Below are 17,231 nucleotides of genomic sequence, written 5' to 3'. Positions count from 1 at the left end.
GATCGGAATGGCGAACTGGACGCCGGAGGGCTTCGTCGGGCAGATGTTCAAGATTCTCGGCCAGCATCTGCCGCCGCCAGCAGTGGCCCAGCCACCGTCGAACTGGGGCTCGGATGCGTGGCTGCACAAGCATTTCGATGACCGCGATTTTGTCGTACGCGTGACCCGCAGCCACTTCAATTTCCGCTACCGCTCGGCGGCGCATTTCATTGACATCTTTCGCCACTGGTACGGGCCGGTGCACAAGGCTTTTGCGGTGTTGTCGGCGGAGGCCGGACAGGCGCTGGAGGATGATCTGACCGAGTTGCTCAACCGATCGAATCGCGCCGGGGAGGCGTCGCTGGTGGTGCCGAGTGAGTATCTGGAGGTGGTGATTACCAAGCGTTAGTCCACATCGGATTTCCTGATCGATGAAGATCTCTGTGGGAGCGAGCTTGCTCGCGAAAGCGGTGTGCCAGACAACGTTGATGTTGATGGAACCACCGCATTCGCGAGCAGGCTCACTCCCACTGGGGGATGTGCTTATTTCAAATGGCTGCGATCAAACCACTCCAGCGCCGTGCGCCAGATGCAGATCCCCAGGAAATAAGCCGACATCAGCAACCACAAGCCCATCACCAGCGGGTTGATCACCGGGTGATTGAGCACCAGTGACAGGCTGCACAACAGCCAGATCGCCGTCACCGCGATATTGATTGGCATGAAACGCCGCACGCGAAACGGGTGCAGGAACTTCATCCGCGTCACCGTCAGCAAGGCCAGACCGATCACGGTGAGAAAGGTGATCCACGGCCCCGGGCCGATGATGTACAGGCACAGCGCAACCACGTTCCAGGCCGCCGGGAAGCCGACAAAATAGTTGTCCTTGCTCTTCATGTTGACGTTGCAGAAGCAGAACAGCGAAGACACCAGAATCACCGACACCGTCAGCAACAGGGTGTAATCGGGCAGGGGAATGTAGCGGTAGATAAACAGTGCCGGGATGAATACATAAGTCAGGTAATCGATGACCAGATCAAGGATCGAACCGTCGAAACTCGGCAGCACCGCTTGCACATTGACCTTGCGCGCCAGTGCGCCATCGAGGCCGTCGACGATCAGCGCCACGCCCAGCCACATCAGGCAATGAATCGGCTGGTTTTCCAGCAGGGCGAGGGTGGCGAGGAAGGCGGTGACCACGCCAGTCGCGGTAAAACCATGGGCGCCCCATGCTTTCAGCCTGGCGATGTGTACGGTGGATATCACGGGGGCGTTCTCCAGAAAGTGAAGCAAGCCGGGTATCGCCCATCGTCAGAAAGGGCGTCGGCAAACCGGGTCGGGTTGCAGCTATCGACCGGTTTGGCCGGGATAAGGTTCACCACCCATGAATCTTAGCTGGCTCGCGGAAAATATCTCGGGTGTGATTTCATCGGTGACCCGGCGTCAGCCCAACGGTGCTGGCGCTATGGCTGCGTCGGTCTATCGTTGCCAGACGCAATCAGGCCGGGGCCTCGGAGGATAACGTCATGAACACCAGCGATTTGCTTGAACAACTGCTGCGAGGCCAGGCCTCGGCGGGACAACAACGCGGGGCTTCGGCCAGTGACGGTCTGGGCGGATTGCTCGGTGGCCTGCTCGGCGGTGGCGGGTTGGGAAGCGCCCTCGGTGGCAGCAGCCGAAGCCGTTCCGGGGGCACCAATTACGCCGCACTTGCTTCGCTGGGCATGATGGCCTACCAGGCGTACCAAGCCTGGCAACGCAGCCAGGCCAGCAACGCGCCGCAAGATCTGCCACAAACCGCCGACCTGCTCGCCGGCCCGCAAATCGAAACCCACAGCCACGCGGTGCTGCGCGCCCTGATCGCCGCCGCCAAGGCTGACGGACGCATCGACGACGCAGAAAAGCACCTCATCAGCAGCGAAATCGGCAAACACACCGCCGACCCGCAGTTGCAACAATGGCTCGACGCCGAAGTCGCCAAGCCGCTGGATGCCCGCGAAGTGGCGCAATCCGCTGACGGCGATCCTGCCGTAGCCGCCGAAATGTACCTGGCCAGCGTCATGCTGGTAGACGATCAACAGGACGCCGAACGCAGCTATCTCGATGAGCTGGCCGCAGCCTTACAGATCGATCCGGATCTGCAAGTGCATCTGGAACAGCAGGCGAAAGGACAAGCTTGAAGCAACGTCAAAAGATCGCAGCCTTCGGCAGCTCCTACCTTTGAAATACGGTGCAACTGTAGGAGCTGCTGAAGGCTGCGATCTTTTGATCCTTAGAGCCAGATAGCGTCCCGCAAAGAATAATCACCCAAGCGCGCCACCAGGCCGGCTCGCAAGGCATAGTCTGTGAGAACCATAAAGATCGCAGCCTTCGGCAGCTCCTACCTTTGAAATACGGTGCACCTGTAGGAGCTGCCGAAGGCTGCGATCTTTTGATTTTTAGAGCCAAATGGCATCCCACAAAGGGTAGTCCCCAAGGCGCGCCACCAGACCGGCTCTTACAGGATTCTTGACTACATAGAGCGCAGCGGCTCTAAGATCCTCATCCCGCCTCAAGGCGCGGTCGTAATAGCCTCGCTGCCATAATTGTCCCTGGCGACCATGCCTTCGATTGTATGCCTGGCAACTTCGGGATTTAACGCGACACATCAAATCTGCAAGCGAGCCCTCGTTGAGCTCAACTAGCCAATGCAGATGGTCTGGCATTACGACCCAAGCCAGAGAGGTGGCCAACCCGGCTTCACTGCAACGTCTCAGCTCGTTGACCACCAGCCTCCCGTCGTGCCAATTGGTAAAAACACGCTCACGTCGGTTAACCACAGCGGTGAGTAAATAAACTCTTCCGGTTTCAGAGTATCGGCCCGTTCTCAGACGACAGGCTTTTGCGGCAGCAGGCATTCCATTGCCTCCCTTTCAAGAACTTGAAAAAACCTTAGCGTCTGCACTCTGTTTAGCCAGCCCCAGCCAATTACTGGATGTGTCGTTACAAGCCCCGGCCGCTCCATCCGTCCGGGGCTTTTTTACCTCGATTGAATTTTTCCGCCGCCGTGTCGCTCTTCTGCATAACAGAACCCGTCTGCCATCGGTGTGCTCATGAACAGGAACCTCGACGATTACAACCGCATGCGTGATTTTTCCGCGACGTCGGAACCGGCCGCAGTCAAGCGCTCGGGCCGTAAGTCGGCCAAGGATCATGCGTTGCAGTTCTGCATCCAGAAGCACGACGCTTCGCACCTGCATTACGACTTTCGCCTCGAACTCGACGGCGCTTTGAAGAGCTGGGCGGTGCCGAAGGGGCCGTCGCTGGACCCGTCGGTCAAGCGTCTGGCGATTCATGTCGAGGATCATCCGCTCGATTACGCGACGTTCGAAGGCAGCATTCCTGAGGGGCATTACGGCGCCGGTGATGTGATCGTCTGGGATCGCGGCGTGTGGATTCCGCTGGAGGATCCGCACAAGGCCTATGCCAAGGGGCGGCTCAAGTTTGAGTTGCAAGGCGAGAAGCTCGGCGGCGTGTGGAATCTGGTGCGTACGCACATGCCGGGCAAGAAAGAACAATGGTTCCTGATCAAGCATCAGGACAACGCCGCGCGACCGCAGGATGATTTCGACGTGCTGGTCGCCGAGCCCGACAGCGTGCTCAGCGAGCGCACGATTGTCGGCAAATCGGCGACTGCTGCCGATAAAGCCAAACCGGTAAAAAAGGCCCCGGCCAAGCCGCGCAAGCAGGCGTCCGGGCAGCTTACCGGCGCGCGCAAGGCCAAGTTGCCGGCACTGATCAAGCCGGAACTGGCGACGCTGGTCGACAGCGCGCCCGAAGGGCAGTGGAGCTACGAGATCAAGTTCGACGGCTACCGGATCATGGCGCGGATCGATCACGATGAGGTGCAGCTGTTCACCCGCAATGGTCACGACTGGACGCACAAGCTGCCGCAGCAGGCCAAGGCGCTGGCGGCGTTGGGTCTGGAGTCGGCGTGGCTGGACGGTGAAATGGTCGTGGCCAATGAGCAAGGCGTGCCGGACTTTCAGGCGTTGCAGAATGCCTTCGATGCCGGGCGCAGCGGCAACATTGTTTATTACCTGTTTGACGTGCCGTATCTGAATGGCGTCGACCTGCGCGATGTGCCGGTGGAAGAACGCCGCGCTGCGCTGAGCACCATCCTCGGTGCGCAGAAAGAATCCTCAACGCTGCGCTTCTCCGAGGCCTTCGAAGAAACCCCGGACGCGCTGCTCAACAGCGCTTGCCAGATGCAGATGGAAGGCCTGATCGGCAAACGCCTCGGCTCGCCTTATGTGTCGCGGCGCAGCGGCGACTGGATCAAGCTCAAGTGCAAACATCGCCAGGAATTCGTCATCGTCGGCTACACCGATCCGAAAGGCGCGCGCAGTGCCTTCGGTGCCTTGCTGCTCGGCCTGCACGACGCTGACAGTGGCGAGTTGCGCTACGCCGGCAAGGTCGGCACCGGGTTCAATGAAACCACATTGAAAAGCATCCTCGCCCAACTCAAGCCGTTGCAGACCAAAAGCGCGGCAGTGGTCAATCCGCCCAGCGGTTTCGAGGCCAAAGGTGTGCACTGGCTCAAACCCAAACTGCTGGCCGAAGTGGCATTCGCCGAGATGACCAAGGACGGCTCGGTGCGCCACGCCGTGTTCCATGGTTTGCGCGATGACAAACCGGCCAAGGACATCACCGAGGAGCGAGCGAAGCCTGTGAAAGCTGCCAAGTCCGAAAAGACCGAAAAAACCGAAAAAACCGATAAGACCAAAACCGCCGACAAGCAGCCGACAAAGAAAACCGCCGCCAGCAAAAAAGCCGAGACCGCACCGTCGCAATCAGGACTGGCCGGCGGCAAGGTACGCATCACCCATCCGGATCGGGTGATTGACGCGGTCAGCGGCACGACCAAAATGCAACTGGCGCAGTACTACGCCAGTGTCGCTGAATACATCCTGCCGCAACTCAAAGATCGCCCCGTGGCGTTGGTGCGTGCACCGGACGGCATCGCCGGCGAATTGTTCTTCCAGAAGAACGCCGATCGCCTGGCCATTCCCGGTATCACTGCTCTGGACAAGGACGTCACCGGCCAGCCAGTGATGATGATCAACAATCCCGAAGCGCTGGTCGGCGCGGTGCAGATGAGCACAGTCGAACTGCACACCTGGAACGCGACGAAGGTGGATCTGGACAAGCCTGATCGCTTCGTCCTCGACCTCGACCCGGATCCGGCGCTGCCATGGAAAAGCATGGTTGAAGCCACCGTGCTGACCCTCACTGTGCTCGACGAGTTGGGTCTCAAAGCCTTCCTGAAAACCAGCGGCGGCAAAGGCATTCACCTGGTGGTGCCATTGACGCGCAAGCATGGCTGGGACGAAGTGAAGGACTTCAGCCACGCCATCGTCAGCCACATGGCCAAGTTGCTGCCGGATCGTATTTCAGCGGTGTCCGGGCCGAAAAACCGCGTCGGGCGGATTTTCATCGATTACCTGCGCAACGGCCTCGGCGCCACCACCATTTGCGCCTACGCCGCACGCGCGCGGGAAGGCATGCCGGTGTCGGTGCCGCTGTACCGAGAGGAAGTCGCTGAAATCAAGGGCGGTAATCACTGGAACATCTACAACGTTCACGAGCGTCTGACCGAAGTCGGCGATGAACCTTGGGCGGACATGAAGAAAACCCGTCAGACCATCACCGCCGAGATGCGCAAACGCGTCGGCATGAAAAAGTGATCAGGTGTCGCGCAGCAGGTCGTGGGCGTTGAGCAGTTCGAAGGCGATTTGCGGATGGTTTTCCAGGCCCTTGCGAATTGCCGCCGGGATTGCCGCGCGAGTCTTGCGACACAGGCCTGGCAGCTCGTCGATCTGAATGGCGATGCCGCGCATGGTGCGGACTTCGTTGAAACCGGGGGCGACGTCGACGCGGATGCCGAGTTGCTCGTACATACGCCGTTGCAGGCGTTTGAGGTCGTCGAGGTCTTTGAGTTGTTCCAGGCGCGCCAGAAGAATTTTTTCCTCAGCGCGAGTCAAGCGCAGGATGCGCAGATCGGCGCCGGGTGTTTCCAGCAACGGATCGCGCCCGCAGATGCAGGCGCCGGGAGGGCAGGGTGAGCGCAAGGGCACGGTGGTCGTCATGGCCTCCATCATAGAGGCCGTCGGACAATTTTGCCTATGCGCACTCAGCGGCCGTCCATCGGCCGCTGCTTCCCTCGTGACTACTGCTGCACGCCTTCGTATTGCACCAGAATGGCGTTGGCCAGGTCTTCATCACTGGCGTTCAAGCCAGGGTTGGCTTGGCGCACCTGCTGCAGTACCGACTCAAGATAAACCCCACGAATGGCCCCGCCGCTTGCAACGAACGCAGACACGTCGTCACGGGCCGGAATCACCATTTTGTCGTCCTTGAAGGTCGAGTACAGCGACGCGGACACACCGGCCGAAGTGGCGACATCACCCGCGTCAACGCGGGCGAGTGCCGAACCGACCGGCAGGCAAAGCATAAGAGAAGAAATCAGGACTAACTTGCGCATGACGTGTTCCTCCACAAGCGCTAAGCAAAAAGGGAAGGGACTACATAACCTCAGAGGTGAACGGCGCGCGGGAGTTCCGTGAGCGGTGAAAAGCCGTGAGTCAGCGTCTTCACCGCTCAGTCGGTTCAGATCACCCCACAGGCCATGCGATCACCGCCACCGCCCAGTGGCTTGGGCATGTCGGAATGGTTATCGCCGCCGGCGTGAATCATCAGGGCGTGGCCCTTGATCTCGGAAATCTTCTTCAGGCGCGGTGCCAGCACCGGGTAGTTGGCGACCCCGTCAGCCATCACATACACCGCTGGCAGATCACCCAGATGCCCGTCGGCGTACGGGCCGAGATGCTTGCCGGTTTTCGCCGGATCGAAATGCCCGCCAGCGGCCAGTGCGGCGCCTTTGACGCCATCCTTGGTGCCTGCTTCGCAGCTGCCGTTTTCATGGACATGGAAACCGTGGATGCCGGCCGGCAACGATTTCAGGTCGGGGGTGAACAGCAGGCCATAAGGCGTCTCGCTGACGGTGACCGAGCCGATCGCCTGCGGCGCGCCGTCGGCGCTGACCAGGTTGATCGCGACTTTCTCCGTTGCCGCTTGTGCGGTGCCGATTGCCAGGGTGCCGAGCAGACCAAACCACAGTGCGCGTTTCATAAGCGTTTCCTTCAGCTGCATGAATGTTCGAAGCGCTGGATTGATAGCCTGCCGGGGTTAACCGGCGATGAAGGCATTATCCAGCGGCGCTGCAATGTGTGACCGGGTTCGCGTTTGAAAAGTTTTGCCGGATTCAAGTCGCCGCTGACATCAGCCGATACGCTCTGTGTCGGCAGTTCCCTATACATAGGCTTAACTGAAATCCGACAAGCGCAATCCAGCGTGCCCACGGGAGATTCCACGGTGTCGATCAAACTGCGTTTGGTGTTGCTGATTGCGACCAGCCTGCTGACGGCGCTGATCGTGAGTCTGGTCAGTTACGTCGGCAACCTGCGGATGGCCACGGCGGTCGGCGATAACACGGTGAGCATGAGCGCGCTGCGCAATCACATGGAAGCGGACATGATGCACGACGCCCTGCGCGCCGATGTCTATTCGGCGATGCTGGTCGGCCTGGGCAAAAGCACCGCCACCGCCACCGAAGTGCGCGATTCGCTCACCGAGCACGCCGGGCATTTTCGTGAAGTGCTGGATGACAACCTGAAGCTGCCGATCAACCCGGCATTGCGCACGGCGCTGGAGCAGATCAAGCCGAGCCTCGATACCTACATCAAATCCGCCGAGCAGATCGTCGGCGTGGCGCTGGACAATCCGGATGCCGCCCAACAGCAGCTCGGCACGTTCAATAGCGCGTTTACTCAGCTCGAAGAGCAGATGGGCGCGCTCAGCGAACTGATCGAAAACAACACCCTGCACACCAGCGAAGGCACCGAAGCGGCCATCCGCCACGCCAATCTTGCGCTGGCAGTGGTGCTGGTCGTCAGTCTGTTGCTGCTGCTGATTCAGGGGCGCTGGGTGATCCTGAGTATCATGGGGCCCCTCAAATCCGCCAGCCGCATCGCTGAAAGCATTGCCCATGGCAATCTCAGCGAACCGATTGTCGAGCCCGCCGGCAAGGACGAAGCCAGCGTTTTGATACGCACATTGGCGACCATGCAGCGTGATCTGCGCAACATGATCGACGTGGTCCGGCGCAACGCTCACGGCGTCAGTGGCATGAGCGAGCAGCTCAGCCACGGCTGCCATCAGGTCGCCGACAGCAGCCAGCAGCAAAGCGTTGCCGCCGGCACCATGGCGGCCGCCGCCAGCCAGATGACTGCGAGCATCGAAGAGATCACCCGCCACGCCGAACGTGCCCTGAGCATGGCCAATCAGGCCGAAAACCTGGCCAAGGAGGGTGGCGGGGTGATTCACCAAGTGGTCAGCGACATGGACGACATCGCCCGCTCGGCACAGCAGTCGGCGCAAGTGATCCGCACGCTGGATCAGGAATCCGAGGCGATCTTCAACATCATTCAGGTGATCAAGAGCATCGCCGACCAGACCAACCTGCTGGCGCTCAACGCGGCGATCGAGGCAGCGCGGGCGGGTGAGCAGGGCCGTGGTTTTGCCGTGGTCGCCGATGAAGTGCGCAGTCTGGCCGCACGCACCAGCGCCTCGACCCAGGAAATCGCCGCCATGGTCGCGCGCATCCAGAACAGCACGCGCGAGGCGGTCAGCAGCATGGAGGCGGGCGTGGCGCAGGTCGACAAGGGCATGGCAGTGACGGCGGAAGTCGAGCGGGCGATTCGCGAGATCCTCGACGCCACGCTGAACACCACGCAACTGGTCAACGACATCACCCGCACGATTGGCGAACAGAGTATGGCCAGCAACGAAATCGCCCATCAGGTGGAAATGATTGCGGGGATGAGCGAGGGCAATAGCCGGGTGATCGGGCAGACGGCGACGACTACCGATGAATTATCGAATCTGGCGGGACAGTTGGCGCAGTCGGTGGATCGGTTTCGGTTGTGATAGCGGTAGGACTGGTGTCTATCACGGCCTTATCGCTGGCAAGCCAGCTCCCACAAGGTCTGCTGTTGTGAATGCAACGGTGTGTACACCATCATCCACTGTGGGAGCGCGCTTGCCCGCGATGAGGCCAGCTCGGGCAACACTGAATCAGGCCAATGTTCCCTTAATCAAAACCTGAACGCCTGTCGTCCCACCAACAACCATTTCCCACCCTGTTTCTGCCAGATCTGGAAATTTTCGATCTCGGTCGGAATCACCTCAGTCCCCTTCAACGCCTGCGCGGAGAAGTGGTGGCGCACCAATGCGGTATCGCCGGACATCGTGATGGTCTGCTTCTGCATCTCCAGGGTCTTGAATGCGCTGCGGCCGGTTTCGATGTCGGCGATGAATTCCTGCTTGTCCTGAATCTTGCCGCTGGAGTGGCCGTAGGTCAGGTTCGGCGCGGTCAGAGCGTTCAACTCGGCGATGTCTTTATGCAGCATCGCCTGAGTCAGGTGATCAACTGCTTGGGCGACTTCTCTTTCCGCCGGGGCAGGGGCGGCCATGGCGCAGGCGCTGAAGGCGCAGAAGAAACCGATGAGGAGGCGGGATTTGGTCATGTTGTTTCCTTGTTGTTATTGGGTTGGGATGACTGGCTTTGTTCGTCAGTCATCGTACAACTTAGCAGGTTATTTTCTGCATGAACAACGAGCCGTTGGCGCTGATTTATCAAGTTGCGATGCGTATCGCGCAAAAAACTTTGCAGGCCAATGCCTGATCGCAGTCATGTTTGGTTGCCGATGGCCGATAAGTCTCTGAGCGGAAAAAGACTTTCAAGTCGGGAACAGACGCGCGGGTTCGCCCTGACGTGATATTCTCCGCGCCAAATTTGCTTTGACTTAATTCGGTTGGCTGGCCTTTCGGGCGGGCCGACGGGATCCCTGTCGCTCAAGCAGCTGAAGCCAATAACGATAAGAAGTCAGTTCAGAAGGGACATTAACTGAGGTCGATGCCACATGTCGGCCTTGTGTGCCCACCCGTCAATATTGAAGTGTGCCGGATTGCGCGACGCCAGCCTGAGCGTCAGCAAAGCGCAACGCAGACTGATAACAACGACGGGCGGAAGGCGTTTTATCATAGGTGCAACAGATGTTTAAGAAAGTGAACACGGCCTTGCTCGGTCTGGCTTTGGCGATGGGGATGTCGTCTGCCAATGCTGCCGAAGCCAAGAAAGTTGACGTCCTGCTGATCGGCGGCGGCATCATGAGCACCACCCTGGGTGTGTGGATCAATGAGCTGGAACCGACCTGGTCGATGGAAATGGTCGAGCGTCTCGATGGCGTCGCCCTGGAAAGCTCCAACGGCTGGAACAACGCCGGTACCGGTCACTCGGCTCTTGCCGAGCTGAACTACACCCCGGAAGACGACAAGGGCAACGTAACGATCCCGAAAGCTGTCGAGATCAACGAAGCGTTCCAGGTTTCCCGTCAATTCTGGGCCTGGCAGGTTCAGCAGGGCGTGCTGAAGAACCCTCGCTCGTTCATCAACACCACACCGCACATGAGCTTCGTGTGGGGCGATGACAACATCAAGTTCCTGAAAAAGCGCTACGAAGCCCTGCAGGCGAGCCCGCTGTTCGCCGGCATGCAGTACTCCGAAGACCCGGCTGTGATCAAGAAGTGGGTACCGCTGATGATGGAAGGGCGTGACCCGAACCAGAAAATCGCGGCCACCTGGAGCCCGCTGGGTACGGACATGAACTTCGGCGAAATCACCCGCCAGTTCGCCGCTCACCTGCAAACCAAACCCAACTTCGATCTGAAACTGTCGAGCGAAGTCGAAGACATCACCAAGAACGCCGACGGCACCTGGCGTGTGAGCTACAAAAACCTCAAAGACGGCAGCAAGACCGAAACCGACGCCAAGTTCGTGTTCATCGGCGCCGGCGGCGGTGCCCTGCACCTGCTGCAGAAGTCGGGCATTCCTGAAGCCAAGGAATACGCAGGCTTCCCGGTTGGCGGCTCGTTCCTGGTGACCGAGAACCCGACGATTGCCGAGCAGCACCTGGCCAAGGCCTACGGCAAGGCTTCGGTTGGCGCGCCACCGATGTCGGTTCCGCACCTGGACACCCGTGTTCTGGATGGCAAGCGCGTCATTCTGTTTGGCCCGTTCGCGACCTTCAGCACCAAGTTCCTCAAGGAAGGTTCGTACTTCGACCTGCTGACCAGCACCACCACCCACAACATCTGGCCAATGACCAAGGTCGGCATCAAGGAATACCCGCTGGTCGAGTACCTTGCCGGTCAGTTGATGCTGTCGGATGAAGACCGTCTGAACGCGCTGAAGGAGTACTTCCCGAACGCCAAGGCCGAAGACTGGCGCCTGTGGCAAGCCGGCCAGCGCGTGCAGATCATCAAGCGTGATGAAGCCGCTGGTGGCGTGCTGAAGCTGGGCACCGAGATCGTTGCTTCGCAAGACGGCTCGATCGCCGGCCTGCTGGGCGCATCGCCAGGCGCGTCGACCGCTGCACCGATCATGCTGAGCGTGCTGCAGAAAGTCTTCAAAGACAAAGTCGCATCCCCTGAGTGGCAGACCAAGCTGCACCAGATCGTGCCGAGCTATGGCACTCAGCTGAACAGCGATCCGGCCAAAGTGGCTGCCGAGTGGGCTTACACCGCGAAAATCCTCGAACTGCCGACGCCTCCAGCGATCGGTCAGGTAGCTGCTCCGGCGGCACCTGCGGCTGACAAAGCCGTAGCGCCGAAGGAAAACGCTGCACGTGACATGGCTCTGTAAGCAGAACCCTGACACACAAAAACCCACTGAACCGGCGACGGTCAGTGGGTTTTTTTATACGCCGGACCTGTAGGAGCTGACGAGTGCAACGAGGCTGCGATCTTTTGATCTTGATCTTCAAACGTCAAAGTCGAAAGATCGCAGCCTCGTTGCACTCGTCAGCTCCTACATTCGGTAGGGTCAGGCTTTCGCGTTCGCCAGGAAGGCCCCCAGGCGCCGACCCATTTCTTCGCCCAGTGCCTGCAAGCCGCTCAGCGGCCGCACCATCACTTCGAACTCGACAATCTTGCCGTGTTCATCGAAGCGAATCATGTCGATGCCCTTGAGTTCCTTGCTGCCGACCCTGGCGCTGAATTCGAGAATCACATTCAGGCCATCCGCCGTCGCCAACTCGCGGTGATAGGCGAAATCTTCGAAGACTTCGAACACGGTGTTGAGGATCATCGCCACCACCGGCGCGCCGGGGTAGGGCGTATGGGCCATGGGGGAGCGGAACACAGCTTGCGGATCGAGCAGTTCAGGCAGGGCTTTGAGATTGCCGCTGCGGATCATCTCGTGCCAGCGCTCGAGGGACGCGGCGACGTTGGGCTGCAAGGCGAGGTCGGGCATGGTCACTCCGGTTTTTCTTGTTGTCGGTCGGCAATGACTGTAGATCAACCGCGCCGAAAGTGGATCCTCAAGTCTCAGCCTGAATACCGCTTCATGCCCGAAGCGGATCAGATGCGCATCTGATCCGTATTTTTCTGTTTCATCTGCCTCTGTATTCAGTACAGCCACAGGCTCAAAATGCCCCGGCAGTGCGGCCAATCCCCCTCCGACCTCATCCCGCAGCGTTCGGTGCACCGCACACCCAGCCTCAAGGAGCGCAACATGTACAAGATGGCGATTTTTCTCGGCGGCTTTCTGACCTTGACCATTCTGATTGGCGTGCTGGCGACGATCTCTCCAGTCTGATCCGCGCGCATTTTTTCGAACTCCGCCGTTCTCCTGCTTTCAGTTGCAGAACAGGGCCAGCACGGGCCCGTCACTGACAGTTCGAGGAGTGAAACATGCGTACGACAACCTCACAGGGACGTTGGGTTCCTATCGGTTTGATGGTCGCCGCATTGACCGGTTGCGCCATGAGCAACACCGATTCGCCGGTGCAGACACCCGGCCAGGCCAAGGCGTCCGACACGGAAATGCTCGAAGTCGGCGCGCAGTGGTTGCAGGACAAGCCGCCAATTCGCGCGTTGAACATGTACCTCGATGGTTTCCATTTTTACAACGGCCATCCCGGCGCGCAGATGGAAGCGCACCACTACTGCTCGGCGCTCAACGAAGAAGTTTTCCAGTGCGTGATCTATGACGGCAACACTGCTGAAGCCAAGCTGATGGGCGTCGAATACATCATCAGCCAGCGCCTGTTCACGCAATTGCCGGCAAAAGAGAAAGCCTTGTGGCACAGCCACGCTCACGAAGTCAGTTCTGGCCAGTTGGTCGCGCCGGGCATCCCGCAAGTGGCAGAAACGCGCTTGATGGAAAAACTCGCCAATACCTACGGCAAGACCTGGCACACCTGGCATACCGATCAGGACAAGCAACTGCCGCTGGGCGTGCCGCAGTTGATGATGGGCTTTACCGCTGACGGTCAGGCCGATGCGCAAATGGTCCGCCAGCGCGATCAGCGCCTGGGCATTGACAGCGCGGAGAAGAAAAAGGCCCGTGCCGAGATCAAACCGGCGCCTGTCGCAACGGGGGCTGATGCGTGGCAGAAGGGTAATGTCATCCAGCTCAACGACCCGACCGGCCATCAACACGTCATGCCGCGCCCGGCTACGCCAAGTGATGAGAATGCGCGAAGCGGCAGCCTGCCATAGCCTCAAGCACTCACTCATGTGGGAGCGAGCTTGCTCGCGAAGGCAGTGTGCCAGCCATGGAAGAATTGGCTGACTCGGCGCTTTCGTGAGCAAGCTCACTCCCACAGGGTTCGGTGTTGGACCAGAGTCCTGGCAACTGCAGAAATCCCATGTGGGAGTGAGCCTGCTCGCTAAACCTTTCAGCGATTCAACACATCCCCCATCCACCGCCAATACTCCCCCCGCTCGGAAATCGAGTTATGTCCCGAGTCCGGCACCACCTTCAGCGTCGCCACGCCCGCAGGAAAACTCTCGAACAAGCGCTGCGTGCTGCTGCGTCCAATCACGTCGTCATCACTGGCCGCCAACAGCAATGTCGGCGTGCGGATATGCGCCGCGTACTTGCCCGATTCAAAACGATCCTTGAGCAACCATTTCACCGGCACCCATGGGTATTGCCGTGCGGCGATTTCCGTGAGGCTGTTGAACGGCGTCACCAGAATCAGATTCTGCACCGGCCGCTGACTGGCCAGGCGCACCGCCACCCCCGAACCGAGGCTGCGTCCGATGACTGCAATCTGCGGGTGGCTGGCATAGACCTGATCGAACAGTGCCAGCGCATCTTCGGCAATCGCGGCTTCCGATGGCGAGCCGGTGCTGCCAGCAAAACCTCGGTAATGCAGGAAATACAGCGCGTAGCCAGGAAACGCCTCAGTGAATTCCGGCAGATTGCGCGAGACGTCCTCGGCATTGCCGCCGAAATAGATCAGCGCCCGCGATCCGCTGCGCTCTCGAGTTGTCACCCAGACCTCGGCATCCGGCATCGACAGTTTCATTCGCGAGTCCGCTGTAACCACGGCGGCAGGCTGGGGAAACCAGATCAGCGAGCGCTGAAACACGAACAGCGCGGCGCACAGCACCAGGTACACGGCAATGATGAAAACGACGAGTGACATCAGGGTTCGAGACATTCGGCTACTTTTAACGGGGAGAGAGGTTGGCTGTGGCAGTGTAGTTCAGCGACTGCGCCTGACAGCCGGCGCACACACCGTGCAACAGATCCGCGCAGCAGGAGGACTCGCATGCGCCACACTGAGGGGTACTCACGTCGCCGCTTGCTCACGCTGGCTGCCCAAGCTGCGGCGCTGCTCACCATTGATCGGGCGTTGGCCGGCAGCGTAGCGCCGACCGCCACTGCGCCGCCCACGGCAGGAGACCAGACCATGCAGACCCGCGCCATCCCTTCCAGCTCCGAGGCACTGCCCATGGTCGGGTTGGGCACCTATCGCGGTTTCGACGTCGCCCCGGGCGATCCGGTTTACCGGCAATTGCCCGCCGTCCTCGAGGCGCTGTTCAGGAAGGGCGGCACGCTGATCGACAGCTCACCCATGTACGGCCGCGCCGAGCAAACCACCGGTGAACTGCTGTCGATCCACGAACCGCGCTCGCCGGCGTTTCTCGCCACCAAGGTGTGGACGCGCGGGCGCAAAGAGGGCATCGCGCAGATGGAGCAGTCGTTCAGACTGCTGCAAACCGAGCGCATCGACCTGATGCAGATTCACAACCTGCTCGACTGGCAAACCCACTTGCCGACCCTGCGCGAATGGCAGGAGCAGGGGCGGATTCGCTACATCGGCATCACCCATTACACCTCGTCGGCGTATGACGAGGTCGAAGCGGTGCTGAAAGCCGAAAAGCTGGATTTTCTGCAGATCAACTACGCCCTCGATGATCGCGCGGTCGAGAAACGCATCCTGCCGCTGTGCCGCGAGCGTGGGGTGGCGGTGATTTGTAATCGGCCGTTTGGCGGCGGCGATTTGCTCGCCCGGCTCAAGGGCAAGCCGCTGCCGGCCTGGGTCTCGGATGTACAGGTCAACAGCTGGCCGCAACTGGCACTGAAATTTCTCCTGGCGCATCCGGCGGTGACCTGTGTGATTCCCGGCACCAGCAATCCGCGCTACATGGCTGACAACGCCGGAGCCGGTTTTGGGCCGATGCTGACCGATGCGCAGCGGCATCAGTTGATTGCGTTGCTGGGCTGAGCCGGGTCAACCGCGGTAGCGCAACGCCTCCAGCAACAACGCAAACGCTGGCGCTGCCTGGCGCCGGCTCGGGTAGTACAGGTGATAACCGGAAAATGTCGGGCACCAGTCTCCCAGCACCTGGACCAGGCGACCGTCCGCCAGAAAGGGCGCGACGACGTTTTCCGGGATGTAGCTCAGCCCGAAACCGTCCAGCGCGGCGTCGAGCAATGGGTACACACCATTCAGGATGACCTGGCCGGAGACGCGCACCTTCAGACTTTCACCGTCCTTTTCGAACTCCCACGAATACAGCCCGCCATTGGTTGGCAGGCGCAGGTTGTTACAGGCGTGGTCGGTCAGGTCGCGCGGGGTTTGCGGCGGATCGCGCCGGGCGAAGTAGGCGGGGGAGCCGACCACGGCCATGCGCATGTCCGGGCCAATGCGCGTGGCGATCATGCCTTGGGCGACGTCTTCGCCCAGGCGCACACCAGCATCGAAGCCCTGGCCGGCGATGTCGACGAAACCATAGTCACAGCAAACCTCGACGGACACATCCGGGTATTGCGGCAGGAAATCCTGCAACACCGGACGCAGGATCCAGTTCAGCGAATGGTCGGTAGCGCTGATGCGGATCTTGCCCGCCGGGGTTTCACGCAGGTTGCTCAGGGCGGCCAGTTCTACCTCGATTTCCTCGAAGCGCGGGCCGATGGTTTGCAGCAAGTGTTCGCCGGCCTCGGTCGGCGACACGCTGCGCGTGGTGCGGGTCAGCAGGCGCAGGCCGAGTCGCGCCTCGAGGCTGCGAATGGTGTGGCTGAGCGCCGATTGCGACACGCCGAGTTTGGCTGCGGCCTTGGTGAAACTGCGTTCACGGGCGACGGCGAGAAAGGCGAGCAGGTCGGTGGCGTTTTCACGAAGCATTGATGATCGTCCTGCATAAGTTTTTTCGGATTCTAGTCGATTATCCAAAGAGTGCGGATCGCTACAGTGGTTGCATCATTTATTGGAGGAAACGCCATGAACCCGATTGCTGCTTCCGCACTGACGCTTTCGCTGCTGGCTGGTGAGGTGCAGGCCACCGAAAATACCCGTGTCACGGTCACACCGAATGGCTCGCAACCGTCGGCGAAAGGACCGGCTGACTGGTTTACCGGCACGGTGCGGGTGGATGCGCCGTTCAAAGGTACCGATGAGGCGCGGGTCAGTGGTGCGACCGTAACGTTTGAACCTGGCGCGCGAACGGCGTGGCATACCCATCCGCTGGGGCAGACATTGATCGTCACCTCGGGGGCAGGCTTCGTGCAGGAGTGGGGCCAGCCGGTTCGTGAAATCCGCCCGGGCGATACCGTGTGGATTGCCCCGGGCGCCAAACATTGGCACGGGGCAGCACCGACGACGGCGATGAGTCATATCGCGATTGCCGAAGTGCTGGATGGCAAGGTGGTGGACTGGATGGAGCAGGTCAGTGATGAGCAATATCCGCGCTAAGTGAGGGACCCTGTAGGAGCTGTCGAGTGCAACGAGGCTGCGATCTTTTGATCTTGCTTTGGAGATTAAAAGATCACAGCCTGCGGCAGTTCCTACAGGGGTG

Annotated in this window: 17 protein-coding genes and 1 pseudogene; 9 read left to right on the top strand and 9 right to left on the bottom strand. The window is 60.1% G+C overall.

Annotation, left to right across the window (positions count from 1 at the left end; translation table 11 throughout):
- A pseudogene (locus tag D8U60_RS15830) lies at nucleotides 1–388 on the top strand (SAM-dependent methyltransferase); the annotation flags it as partial.
- 134 nt (nucleotides 389–522) lie between these two features.
- Here D8U60_RS15830 and pcsA read toward each other — a convergent pair.
- The gene (pcsA, locus tag D8U60_RS15820) at nucleotides 523–1,245 is read right to left on the bottom strand and encodes a phosphatidylcholine synthase (RefSeq protein WP_130900461.1); all 723 of its coding nucleotides are present in this window, start codon (nucleotides 1,243–1,245) and stop codon (nucleotides 523–525) included.
- Between the two features lie 260 nt (nucleotides 1,246–1,505).
- Between pcsA and D8U60_RS15815 the strand changes: the two genes are divergently transcribed.
- Nucleotides 1,506–2,159, top strand: a complete 654-nt coding sequence (locus D8U60_RS15815) for a tellurite resistance TerB family protein (protein ID WP_130900460.1) — start codon at nucleotides 1,506–1,508, stop codon at nucleotides 2,157–2,159.
- A 258-nt stretch (nucleotides 2,160–2,417) separates the two neighbouring features.
- Here the strand turns inward: D8U60_RS15815 and D8U60_RS15810 are convergent, their stop codons facing one another.
- Nucleotides 2,418–2,876, bottom strand: coding sequence for a transposase (locus D8U60_RS15810; RefSeq protein ID WP_130900459.1), 459 nt, complete (start codon nucleotides 2,874–2,876; stop codon nucleotides 2,418–2,420).
- Nucleotides 2,877–3,071: 195 nt separating this feature from the next.
- Here D8U60_RS15810 and ligD point away from each other — a divergent pair, with 195 nt between their 5' ends.
- Nucleotides 3,072–5,705, top strand: coding sequence for a DNA ligase D (gene ligD / locus D8U60_RS15805; RefSeq protein ID WP_130900458.1), 2,634 nt, complete (start codon nucleotides 3,072–3,074; stop codon nucleotides 5,703–5,705).
- Here the strand turns inward: ligD and D8U60_RS15800 are convergent, their stop codons facing one another.
- The 3 genes from D8U60_RS15800 to sodC form a co-directional block, all read right to left on the bottom strand.
- A complete protein-coding gene (locus tag D8U60_RS15800) occupies nucleotides 5,706–6,107 on the bottom strand; it encodes a hypothetical protein (protein ID WP_177435476.1) in 402 nt (133 codons plus the stop codon).
- A gap of 80 nt (nucleotides 6,108–6,187) precedes the next feature.
- The gene (locus tag D8U60_RS15795; RefSeq protein ID WP_016775151.1) at nucleotides 6,188–6,502 is read right to left on the bottom strand and encodes a DUF2388 domain-containing protein; all 315 of its coding nucleotides are present in this window, start codon (nucleotides 6,500–6,502) and stop codon (nucleotides 6,188–6,190) included.
- Nucleotides 6,503–6,627: 125 nt separating this feature from the next.
- Nucleotides 6,628–7,149 carry a superoxide dismutase family protein gene (sodC, locus tag D8U60_RS15790; RefSeq protein WP_122698673.1) on the bottom strand — a complete coding sequence of 174 codons (522 nt, stop codon included), beginning with the start codon at nucleotides 7,147–7,149 and terminating at the stop codon, nucleotides 6,628–6,630.
- A gap of 243 nt (nucleotides 7,150–7,392) precedes the next feature.
- Between sodC and D8U60_RS15785 the strand changes: the two genes are divergently transcribed.
- A complete protein-coding gene (locus tag D8U60_RS15785) occupies nucleotides 7,393–9,006 on the top strand; it encodes a methyl-accepting chemotaxis protein (protein WP_130900456.1) in 1,614 nt (537 codons plus the stop codon).
- A 167-nt stretch (nucleotides 9,007–9,173) separates the two neighbouring features.
- Here D8U60_RS15785 and D8U60_RS15780 read toward each other — a convergent pair whose 3' ends face one another.
- Nucleotides 9,174–9,605 carry a nuclear transport factor 2 family protein gene (locus D8U60_RS15780; RefSeq protein ID WP_071172808.1) on the bottom strand — a complete coding sequence of 144 codons (432 nt, stop codon included), beginning with the start codon at nucleotides 9,603–9,605 and terminating at the stop codon, nucleotides 9,174–9,176.
- A 529-nt stretch (nucleotides 9,606–10,134) separates the two neighbouring features.
- On the opposite strand from D8U60_RS15780, the gene mqo reads away from it, so the two are divergent.
- A complete protein-coding gene (gene mqo, locus D8U60_RS15775; RefSeq protein ID WP_024013303.1) occupies nucleotides 10,135–11,781 on the top strand; it encodes a malate dehydrogenase (quinone) in 1,647 nt (548 codons plus the stop codon).
- 180 nt (nucleotides 11,782–11,961) lie between these two features.
- Here mqo and D8U60_RS15770 read toward each other — a convergent pair whose 3' ends face one another.
- Complete coding sequence (locus tag D8U60_RS15770) at nucleotides 11,962–12,390, bottom strand: nuclear transport factor 2 family protein (protein ID WP_122612551.1); 429 nt, start codon at nucleotides 12,388–12,390, stop codon at nucleotides 11,962–11,964.
- 177 nt (nucleotides 12,391–12,567) lie between these two features.
- On the opposite strand from D8U60_RS15770, the gene D8U60_RS27670 reads away from it, so the two are divergent.
- Both D8U60_RS27670 and D8U60_RS15760 read left to right on the top strand, forming a co-directional pair.
- Complete coding sequence (locus tag D8U60_RS27670; RefSeq protein WP_177435475.1) at nucleotides 12,568–12,735, top strand: hypothetical protein; 168 nt, start codon at nucleotides 12,568–12,570, stop codon at nucleotides 12,733–12,735.
- A 140-nt stretch (nucleotides 12,736–12,875) separates the two neighbouring features.
- Nucleotides 12,876–13,640 carry an OBAP family protein gene (locus D8U60_RS15760; RefSeq protein ID WP_236249022.1) on the top strand — a complete coding sequence of 255 codons (765 nt, stop codon included), beginning with the start codon at nucleotides 12,876–12,878 and terminating at the stop codon, nucleotides 13,638–13,640.
- 179 nt (nucleotides 13,641–13,819) lie between these two features.
- On the opposite strand, the gene D8U60_RS15755 is transcribed toward D8U60_RS15760, so the two are convergent.
- Nucleotides 13,820–14,590 carry an alpha/beta fold hydrolase gene (locus D8U60_RS15755; protein ID WP_130900454.1) on the bottom strand — a complete coding sequence of 257 codons (771 nt, stop codon included), beginning with the start codon at nucleotides 14,588–14,590 and terminating at the stop codon, nucleotides 13,820–13,822.
- Nucleotides 14,591–14,701: 111 nt separating this feature from the next.
- Between D8U60_RS15755 and D8U60_RS15750 the strand changes: the two genes are divergently transcribed.
- A complete protein-coding gene (locus tag D8U60_RS15750) occupies nucleotides 14,702–15,661 on the top strand; it encodes an aldo/keto reductase (protein ID WP_174823843.1) in 960 nt (319 codons plus the stop codon).
- Between the two features lie 6 nt (nucleotides 15,662–15,667).
- On the opposite strand, the gene D8U60_RS15745 is transcribed toward D8U60_RS15750, so the two are convergent.
- Entirely contained in the window at nucleotides 15,668–16,561 is an 894-nt protein-coding gene (locus D8U60_RS15745; RefSeq protein ID WP_122612554.1) for a LysR family transcriptional regulator, read from the bottom strand.
- Nucleotides 16,562–16,657: 96 nt separating this feature from the next.
- On the opposite strand from D8U60_RS15745, the gene D8U60_RS15740 reads away from it, so the two are divergent.
- Nucleotides 16,658–17,128, top strand: a complete 471-nt coding sequence (locus D8U60_RS15740; RefSeq protein WP_130900453.1) for a cupin domain-containing protein — start codon at nucleotides 16,658–16,660, stop codon at nucleotides 17,126–17,128.
- Nucleotides 17,129–17,231 lie beyond the last annotated feature (103 nt).

The organism is Pseudomonas sp. Sample_11, assembly GCF_004307505.1.
Classification (GTDB): Bacteria; Pseudomonadota; Gammaproteobacteria; order Pseudomonadales; family Pseudomonadaceae; genus Aquipseudomonas; species Aquipseudomonas atacamensis.
The sequence above is the reverse complement of the archived record's forward strand: the minus strand, read 5'-3'. Positions and strand labels throughout refer to the sequence as shown.

Excerpts from the sequence above, each read along its gene's own strand:
- D8U60_RS15815 (WP_130900460.1), top strand. The coding sequence starts at position 1,506 with ATGAACACCAGCGATTTGCTTGAACAACTGCTGCGAGGCCAGGCCTCG.
- D8U60_RS15810 (WP_130900459.1), bottom strand. The coding sequence starts at position 2,876 with ATGCCTGCTGCCGCAAAAGCCTGTCGTCTGAGAACGGGCCGATACTCT.
- ligD (WP_130900458.1), top strand. The coding sequence starts at position 3,072 with ATGAACAGGAACCTCGACGATTACAACCGCATGCGTGATTTTTCCGCG.
- D8U60_RS15800 (WP_177435476.1), bottom strand. The coding sequence starts at position 6,107 with ATGACGACCACCGTGCCCTTGCGCTCACCCTGCCCTCCCGGCGCCTGC.
- D8U60_RS15795 (WP_016775151.1), bottom strand. The coding sequence starts at position 6,502 with ATGCGCAAGTTAGTCCTGATTTCTTCTCTTATGCTTTGCCTGCCGGTC.
- sodC (WP_122698673.1), bottom strand. The coding sequence starts at position 7,149 with ATGAAACGCGCACTGTGGTTTGGTCTGCTCGGCACCCTGGCAATCGGC.
- D8U60_RS15780 (WP_071172808.1), bottom strand. The coding sequence starts at position 9,605 with ATGACCAAATCCCGCCTCCTCATCGGTTTCTTCTGCGCCTTCAGCGCC.
- mqo (WP_024013303.1), top strand. The coding sequence starts at position 10,135 with ATGTTTAAGAAAGTGAACACGGCCTTGCTCGGTCTGGCTTTGGCGATG.
- D8U60_RS15770 (WP_122612551.1), bottom strand. The coding sequence starts at position 12,390 with ATGCCCGACCTCGCCTTGCAGCCCAACGTCGCCGCGTCCCTCGAGCGC.
- D8U60_RS27670 (WP_177435475.1), top strand. The coding sequence starts at position 12,568 with ATGCCCCGGCAGTGCGGCCAATCCCCCTCCGACCTCATCCCGCAGCGT.
- D8U60_RS15760 (WP_236249022.1), top strand. The coding sequence starts at position 12,876 with ATGGTCGCCGCATTGACCGGTTGCGCCATGAGCAACACCGATTCGCCG.
- D8U60_RS15755 (WP_130900454.1), bottom strand. The coding sequence starts at position 14,590 with ATGTCTCGAACCCTGATGTCACTCGTCGTTTTCATCATTGCCGTGTAC.
- D8U60_RS15750 (WP_174823843.1), top strand. The coding sequence starts at position 14,702 with ATGCGCCACACTGAGGGGTACTCACGTCGCCGCTTGCTCACGCTGGCT.
- D8U60_RS15745 (WP_122612554.1), bottom strand. The coding sequence starts at position 16,561 with ATGCTTCGTGAAAACGCCACCGACCTGCTCGCCTTTCTCGCCGTCGCC.
- D8U60_RS15740 (WP_130900453.1), top strand. The coding sequence starts at position 16,658 with ATGAACCCGATTGCTGCTTCCGCACTGACGCTTTCGCTGCTGGCTGGT.